The organism is Pseudomonas sp. HMWF021, from assembly GCF_003061005.1.
In the GTDB taxonomy this organism is placed as follows: domain Bacteria; phylum Pseudomonadota; class Gammaproteobacteria; order Pseudomonadales; family Pseudomonadaceae; genus Aquipseudomonas.
This window is the reverse complement of the sequence record NZ_QAIK01000154.1, coordinates 1-7780: the sequence shown is the minus strand read 5'-3', so window position 1 is coordinate 7780 and position 7780 is coordinate 1. Positions and strand designations below refer to the sequence as shown.

The 7780-nt window shown below is 61.2% G+C and carries 7 protein-coding genes; 5 read left to right on the top strand and 2 right to left on the bottom strand.

The window, feature by feature from the left end; all coding sequences use genetic code 11:
• A partial coding sequence (locus DBR18_RS22050) for a dienelactone hydrolase family protein (protein ID WP_108591904.1) occupies positions 1-670 on the bottom strand: 670 nt, incomplete at its 3' end.
• A 142-nt stretch (positions 671-812) separates the two neighbouring features.
• On the opposite strand from DBR18_RS22050, the gene DBR18_RS22045 reads away from it, so the two are divergent.
• The 3 genes from DBR18_RS22045 (at position 813) to DBR18_RS22035 (ending at position 3589) form a co-directional block, all read left to right on the top strand.
• Positions 813-1418, top strand: a complete 606-nt coding sequence (locus DBR18_RS22045) for a hypothetical protein (protein ID WP_108591903.1) — start codon at positions 813-815, stop codon at positions 1416-1418.
• A 150-nt stretch (positions 1419-1568) separates the two neighbouring features.
• Positions 1569-2246 (top strand): response regulator, encoded by a 678-nt coding sequence (locus DBR18_RS22040; protein WP_007965967.1) that lies wholly within the window; start codon positions 1569-1571, stop codon positions 2244-2246.
• Entirely contained in the window at positions 2243-3589 is a 1347-nt protein-coding gene (locus DBR18_RS22035; protein ID WP_108591902.1) for an ATP-binding protein, read from the top strand. Before DBR18_RS22040 ends, DBR18_RS22035 begins: the two co-directional genes overlap by 4 nt.
• A 144-nt stretch (positions 3590-3733) precedes the next feature.
• Here the strand turns inward: DBR18_RS22035 and DBR18_RS22030 are convergent, their stop codons facing one another.
• Positions 3734-4732 carry an AraC family transcriptional regulator gene (locus tag DBR18_RS22030; protein ID WP_108591901.1) on the bottom strand — a complete coding sequence of 333 codons (999 nt, stop codon included), beginning with the start codon at positions 4730-4732 and terminating at the stop codon, positions 3734-3736.
• 351 nt (positions 4733-5083) lie between these two features.
• Here DBR18_RS22030 and DBR18_RS22025 point away from each other — a divergent pair, with 351 nt between their 5' ends.
• Both DBR18_RS22025 and DBR18_RS22020 read left to right on the top strand, forming a co-directional pair.
• Positions 5084-6418, top strand: coding sequence for a dicarboxylate/amino acid:cation symporter (locus DBR18_RS22025; RefSeq protein ID WP_108591900.1), 1335 nt, complete (start codon positions 5084-5086; stop codon positions 6416-6418).
• A gap of 256 nt (positions 6419-6674) precedes the next feature.
• The coding region (locus DBR18_RS22020) for a CaiB/BaiF CoA-transferase family protein (RefSeq protein WP_108591899.1) at positions 6675-7780 on the top strand (1106 nt) is incomplete at its 3' end.

Sequence of the window (7780 nt, the reverse complement as noted above, 5' to 3'; positions counted from 1 at the left end):
TGGTGAAACCGTGCTTGGCGCCGTCGAGGCTGACGAATCTGTAGTCGGCGCCGGCCTTGTCCATTTCAGCTTTGAACGCGGTGACGTTGTCGGCGGTGACCATGCTGTCCAGCGCGCCATGTTCGACCAGAATTTTCGCCTTCACACTGCCGGGCGTGGCCGGGGTGGTGGTTGCCAGCGCTCCGTGGAAACTCACCACGCCTGCCAGCGGCTCGCCCTGACGCGCCGCATTGAGCACCACGCCACCGCCGAAGCAGTAGCCGATGGCGGCGATCTTGTTAACGTCGGTCTGCGGCTGCTTTTTCAGCAGGTTCAGACCGGCCTCGAAGCGCTTGCTCGACGCGGCAGCATCCTGGGTCGCGGCCTGCATGAACGCCATCGCATCTTTCGGGTGCTCGGTGTTCTTGCCTTCGCCGTACATGTCGATCGCCAGCGCGCTGTAACCCAGTTCGGCGAGGTCACGGGCGCGGCGTTTGGCGTAATCGTTCAGGCCCCACCATTCATGCACCACCACCACGCCCGGGCGCTTGCCCTTGATCGCGTCGTCGTAGGCGTAGTAGCCGATCAGTTTTGTGCCGTCGGCGCTCTGGTAGGGAATCTCCTGAGTCTTGATCGCAGCGTTGGCCAGGCTGCTGGCAGCGAGCAGGGTGAGGGCGAGGAACAGGCGCATGGTCGGTCTCCTTATCGAAAAGTGGTCAGGACAGCCTAGTCGATTTGATTCAGCGCAGGTTCAGAGAACGTTCAGGGCCGGTACAGGGGCAGGTCAGTAACCTTGCGCCATACCCAAACAGCACTGAGAAAGAGGAAACTCGATGACTCGTCTGAACAAACTGCTGCTGGCTTTCACCTTGTTGGGCTCCAGCATTGCGGCGCACGCCGATGACACCACCAACTTCGCCGGCCTGACCTTTGGCCAGACCAGCGACAAAATCAAAAAGTCCCATGCACTGAACGACAACCTAGGCCACCCGGATGCCAGCGGCGCAATCGACGGCAACAACACCTACGGCGTGCGCCTCGGTCAGCAAAATTCGCAAGGTCGTTACTACGCCACCTACGACAACGTGTCCGGTTCGCACAATGGCATTAAACTGCGCCAGGAAAACCTGCTGGGCAGCTACGATCTGTTCTATCCAGTGGGCGGCAGCACCAAACTGTTTGGTGGCGCCACGGCCGGTTTGACCAAGCTGACTCAGGATTCGCCGGGCTACAGCCGCGACAGTGACATCGGTTACGCCGTCGGCGGCCAATTCGGTGTGCTGCAACAAGTGGCGCAGAATGCGTCGGTCGAACTCGGTTACCGTTACCTGATGAGCAACGCCAGCACTGAAATGAAAGAGAGCGGTGGCAGCAAGCAAGGCTCGCTGGACTTGACCAGCAGCGCCCAGACTTACCTGTCGGCCAACTACGCTTTCTAAAGCGCTGCCGCCAGATCCAGAGTGGGGGCGGGCTTGCTCGCGAAGGCGGTGTATCAGTCAACGCAGATGTTGGCTGACACATCGCCTTCGCGAGCAAGCCCGCTCCCACACATGCGTTGTTGGAGTTTTTGATTTACCCGGGAGAGCGTTATGAAACTGTTGGTCGTCGAAGATGAGGCGCTGTTGCGCCATCACCTGCAAACCCGCCTGACGGAGAGCGGTCACGTGGTCGAGTCCGTGGCCAATGCCGAAGAGGCGCTGTACCAGACCGGGCAGTTCAACTTCGATCTGGCGGTGATCGATCTCGGTCTGCCGGGCATGGGCGGTCTGGACCTGATCCGGCAGTTGCGCTCGAACGGCAAGACCTTTCCGATCCTGATCCTCACCGCGCGTGGCAACTGGCAGGACAAGGTTGAAGGCCTCGCCGCCGGTGCCGACGACTACGTAGTCAAACCGTTCCAGTTCGAAGAACTCGATGCGCGCCTGAATGCCTTGCTGCGCCGCTCCAGCGGTTTCACCCAGTCGACCATCGTTGCCGGGCCGTTGTTGCTCGACCTCAATCGCAAGCAGGCGTCGCTGGATGAAGAACCGCTGGCGCTGACTGCCTACGAGTACCGCATCCTCGAATACCTGATGCGCCATCACCAGCAAGTGGTGCCCAAGGATCGCCTGATGGAGCAGCTCTACCCGGACGACGACGAGCGCGATCCGAACGTGATCGAAGTGCTGGTCGGTCGCCTGCGCCGCAAGCTCGAAGGCCCGGGCGGGTTCAAGCCGATCGACACCGTGCGCGGTCTCGGCTACCTGTTCAATGAGCGCTGCACTTGATTCGTTCGCTTCGTGTTCGCCTGATGCTCGCCGCCACCACGTTGGCGGTGTTGTTCATGCTCGGCTTGCTGCCGGCCATGCAGGGCGCATTCAGCCTGGCGTTGCAGGACTCGATCGAGCAGCGCCTGGCCTCGGATGTCACCACGCTGATTTCGGCGGCCCGCATCGACAGCGGTCATCTGGTGATGCCGGCGCAATTGCCGGACGAGCGTTTCAACCTCACCGACAACCGCTTGCTCGGCTACATCTATGACCGCGAAGGCAAACTGGTCTGGCGTTCCAAGGGCACGCAGGAAGAGCAGATCAACTACAAGCCGCGCTACGACGGCATGGGCAACGAGTTCGCGCGGATCCGCGAGAGCAACGGCCAGGAATTCTTCGTCTACGACGTCGAAGTCAAACTGCTCGGCGGCAAGAGCGCGGCCTTCAGTATCGTCGCCCTGCAACCGGTGCGCGAATACGAAAACACCCTCGAAGGCCTGCGCGAGAATCTTTATCTGGGCTTCGGTGCCGCGTTGCTGGTGTTGCTGGCGCTGTTGTGGATCGGCCTGACCTGGGGCCTCAAGGCGCTACGCCGGCTCAGCCAGGAACTCGACGAAATCGAAAGCGGCACCCGCGAAAGTCTCACTGAACAGCACCCGCGCGAATTGTTGCGCCTGACCGGCTCGCTCAACCGTTTGCTGCACAGCGAGCGCCAACAGCGCAGCCGTTACCGCGATTCCCTCGATGATCTGGCGCACAGCCTGAAAACCCCGCTGGCGGTGTTGCAGGGGGTCAGTGAAGACATGGCCCAGCGTCCCGAAGATCGCGATCAGGCCTGGGTGCTGCAAACCCAGATCGAGCGCATGAGTCAGCAGATCAGCTATCAACTGCAGCGGGCCAGCCTGCGCAAAAGCGGTCTGGTGCGCCATCAGGTGCGTCTGCAACCGGTGCTCAAGAGCCTGTGCGACACGCTGGACAAGGTCTATCGCGACAAACATGTGCGAGTGGCGTTCGACCTGCCGGAACATTGCTACGTGCCGATCGAGCAGGGCGCCTTGCTGGAGATGATGGGCAACCTGCTGGAAAACGCCTATCGCCTGTGCCTGGGCGAAGTGCGCATCAGCGTGCGCGAGAGCCTGGCCGGTATCGAGCTGTGCATCGAGGACGACGGCCCCGGTGTGCCGCCGAATCAGCGTGCGCGGATTCTCGAGCGTGGTGAGCGTCTGGATCGTCAGCATCCGGGGCAGGGCATCGGGCTGGCGGTGGTCAAGGACATCATCGAGAGCTACAACGCCAAGCTGATGCTCGGGGATTCACCGATGGGCGGGGCGGCGTTCAGGATTCAGTTTCCTGCGGTTTAGGTGTTGGTCTTTCGGGTGTTATCGCTGGCAAGCCAGCTCCCACAGTGTCCGAGTCGTATACAAATTCCTTGAACGACATCAAAACCTGTGGGAGCTGGCTTGCCAGCGATGAGGCCAGTCAAGGCGCCACAAACTGCGATCAGATCACTGCTCCTGCGCCCGATACGCCCCCGGTGTCAGCCCCGTCCATTTCTTGAACGCCCGGTGAAACGCCGACGGCTCGGAAAACCCCAACTGCTCGGCAATCTGTTGCAACGACAGGTCCGCCCGGCCCAAGTGATAAATGGCAATGTCGCGGCGCAACTGATCTTTCAACTCCTGAAAACTGCTGCCTTCCTCGCGCAAATGCCGACGCAGGGTTTGCGGGCTGATGTGCAGCTGCGCAGCCACCGTTTCCAGATCCGGCCATTGCGCACTGTCGCGGCTGAGCAGGCGACGCAGGCGACTGCTGAGGCTGTCGCCGTCGTCCGGGCGTGACAGCAGGTCGGCGGGTGAGCGTTCAAGGAAATGCTTCAAGGTGCGTTCGTCCTGCAACAGCGGCATCGACAGATAGCGGCTGTGAAACACCAGGCTGCTCTGTTCGGCCGAAAACACCAGGGGGCAGGGGAACAACAGGTCGTATTCGGCACCGTGCGCCGGTTTCGCATAGCTGAAAGTGGCCTGTTCCAGACGAATGCGCTGGCCGATCAGCCAACTGCCGAGGCGATGCCAGATCACCAGCAGGCTCTCGCTGAGAAAGTGATCCGGGTCCCACAACTGCGAATCATCGAGGCTCAGGCGCACCCATTCGTCTTCGCGGCTGAGGCTCAAGCGCGGAGCACCGGGGAATAGGCTATAAAACAATAAACCGCGTTGCAGTGCCTTCTCCAGATTGCGGCAGTGGATCAGGGCGTGGCACATCATCGCGAAGCTGCCGGGTTTGCTCGGCGAGCTGCCAAAGCCCAGGTATTCGTCATCCAGGGCCAGCCACAGGCTCTGGATCAGTTGCGTGAATTGTTCCGGGGCGAGGCGCGCCCGCGGTTCATCCAGCAACTCCGGGCTGATGCCCAGTTGCTGCAGCAGTGGTGAATAGTCGAACCCCGAGCGGCGCGCGCCACCGAGGGCGGCGCGGGCGAAATGACTGGCGATGGTGCGTTCGCGCATAAGCGGCAGATCCTTCCTCAAGCGCCGGATGGTAGCCGGGGCATACGCAGGGCAACAAGGCGGATTTCCGCCAAATTGTAGGACGAGATCCATCGAGTTGGCGGAAATCCGCCACACTCATGTCACCGGCCGGTGACAGAAAGTAGCCTGCATTGCCTGATATCAAAAGGCTTGCAGCCAATTGCACCAAAGTGGCACGAGGTTTGCGATAAGAGCGACAGAAGTGTGCGTCCATCCCGCAGGAGAAATGCCACTCGACACAACAAATCCCTCCAGTGCAGGAGGGTTCGCAATTCAGGTTTTGCGGTCAACAGACGGATGTTGGCTGCGGGACGCTTGAGGAAGCTTGCAATGACGACTCGTCAGCCACTGTACAAATCCCTGTATTTCCAGGTGATCATCGCGATCATCATCGGTATCGCCCTTGGTCACTACTACCCGCAGTTCGGTGTCGCGGTTAAGCCGCTGGGTGACGGGTTCATCAAACTGATCAAAATGATCATCGCCCCGATCATCTTCTGCACCGTGGTCAGCGGTATCGCCGGCATGCAAAGCATGAAGTCGGTCGGCAAGACCGGTGGTTATGCGCTGCTGTACTTCGAAATCGTTTCGACCATTGCCTTGCTGGTCGGTCTGATCGTGGTCAACATCGTGCAGCCGGGCAACGGCATGCACATTGACGTCGCCACCCTCGACGCGTCGAAAGTCGCCACCTATGTTGCCCAGGGTGCTGACCAGAGCGTTGTCGGCTTCCTGCTCAACGTGATCCCGACCACCATCGTCGGCGCATTCGCCACCGGTGACATCCTGCAAGTGCTGATGTTCTCGGTGATCTTCGGTTTCGCCCTGCATCGCCTGGGTGACTACGGCCGTCCGATCCTCGACTTCATCGATCGCTTCGCCCACGTGATGTTCAACATCATCAACATGATCATGAAGCTCGCGCCGATCGGTGCCTTCGGTGCGATGGCGTTCACCATCGGTGCCTACGGTGTCGGCTCGCTGGTGCAGCTGGGTCAACTGATGGCCTGCTTCTACATCACTTGCGTGCTGTTCATCCTGATCGTGCTGGGCGCCATCGCCCGCATGCACGGCTTCAGCGTGCTGAAGATGATCCGCTACATCCGTGAAGAACTGCTGATCGTGCTGGGTACTTCCTCGTCGGAATCGGTACTGCCACGCATGCTGATCAAGATGGAGCGTCTGGGCGCGAAGAAATCGGTGGTGGGTCTGGTGATCCCGACCGGTTACTCGTTCAACCTCGACGGTACCGCGATCTACCTGACCATGGCTGCGGTGTTCATCGCTCAGGCCACCGACACCCACATGGACATTACGCACCAGATCACCCTGCTGGTGGTGTTGCTGCTGTCCTCCAAAGGCGCAGCCGGTGTGACCGGTTCGGGCTTCATCGTGCTGGCAGCCACCCTGTCGGCGGTCGGTCACCTGCCGGTGGCCGGTCTGGCGCTGATTCTGGGTATCGACCGCTTCATGTCCGAAGCCCGCGCGCTGACCAACCTGGTCGGTAACGCTGTTGCCACCATCGTGGTTGCCAAGTGGGTCAAGGAGCTGGACACCGACGTACTGGACGCCGAACTGGCCTCGGGCGGTCGCGGTATCGCTGACACCCGTCCGGAAGACGACCTGGGTGTGGCTGAAGGCCCAACTCCGAGCAACGTCAAGTAATCTGGATTGGCTCCAGTGTAATGCTGGAGTCTGAGAGCCCTTGTGGTGAGGGGATTTATCCCCGATGGGTCGCGAAGCGGCCCCTTCTTAGATAGAAGGGGACTGCTGCGCAGTCCATCGGGGATGAATCCCCTCGCTACAAGGGTTTTTTATTGCCTGCGATTTGAGCATTACGGTCACTGCCGCTGATGCATCCGGTGATTGCCGTGCGCGGCAGCGCTGCCTAGGCTGGGTGTATCGCCCAAGGAGATCGCCCATGTCCGCGCCGCTGGCCTCACTGAAGATTCTGGATTTCTCGACCCTGCTGCCGGGGCCGTTCGCCTCGCTGTTGCTGGCGGACATGGGCGCCCACGTCCTGCGCATCGAATCGCCGACGCGCATGGACCTGCTGCGGGTGCTGCCGCCGCACGATCAGGGCATGTCCGCCAGCCACGCTTACCTGAACCGCAACAAGCGCAGTCTGGCGCTGGATCTCAAGCAGCCTGAGGCGCTGGAGGTGGTCAGGCAGTTGCTGGGCGAATACGACATCGTGCTGGAACAGTTTCGTCCCGGTGTGATGGAGCGTCTGGGCCTGGGTTACGAGGCGCTGAAGGCGATCAACCCGAAACTGATTTACGTGTCGATCACCGGCTACGGCCAGACCGGGCCGTACAAGGATCGCGCTGGACATGACATCAACTACCTCGCACTGGCCGGGCTTGCCAGTTACACCGGCCGCGCCGACAGCGGGCCGTTGCCGCTGGGCATGCAGGTGGCGGATATCGCGGGCGGTTCGCTGCACGGGGTGATCGGCCTGCTGGCGGCGGTCATCGCCCGGCAGCAGAGCGGGCAGGGCACGCATCTGGACGTGAGCATGACCGATTGCGCCTTCAGCCTGAACGCCATGGCCGGTGCCGGGTATCTGGCCTGTGGCGAGGAGCCGCATTGGGAAGACCAGATGCTCAATGGCGGCAGCTTCTACGACTATTACCGCACTCGCGACGGGCGCTGGTTGTCGGTGGGCAGTCTTGAACCGGGGTTCATGCAGCAACTGTGTCAGGCGTTGGGCCGGCCGGAGTTGGCGGCGCAAGGGTTGTCGCCGAAACCCGAGCAGCAACGATTATTGAAGGACGCCTTGAAAGTTGAATTCGAGAAGCACGACTTTACCGAGCTGTGCGAGCTGTTCGCCGGGCTTGATGCCTGCGTCGAGCCGGTCTTGAACCTGAGCGAGGCGGTGCGGCACCCGCAGTTGCAGGCGCGGGAGCTGGTGACGGAGGTGCCGCGAGGCGATGGCACGACACAGGCGCAGATTGCCTGTCCGTTGAAGTTTTCCGAAGCGCTGCCGGCGCCGCGGCATGTCGGGGCGGGGTTGGGGCAACATAC

Excerpts from the sequence above, each read along its gene's own strand:
- DBR18_RS22045 (WP_108591903.1), top strand. The coding sequence starts at position 813 with ATGACTCGTCTGAACAAACTGCTGCTGGCTTTCACCTTGTTGGGCTCC.
- DBR18_RS22040 (WP_007965967.1), top strand. The coding sequence starts at position 1,569 with ATGAAACTGTTGGTCGTCGAAGATGAGGCGCTGTTGCGCCATCACCTG.
- DBR18_RS22030 (WP_108591901.1), bottom strand. The coding sequence starts at position 4,732 with ATGCGCGAACGCACCATCGCCAGTCATTTCGCCCGCGCCGCCCTCGGT.
- DBR18_RS22025 (WP_108591900.1), top strand. The coding sequence starts at position 5,084 with ATGACGACTCGTCAGCCACTGTACAAATCCCTGTATTTCCAGGTGATC.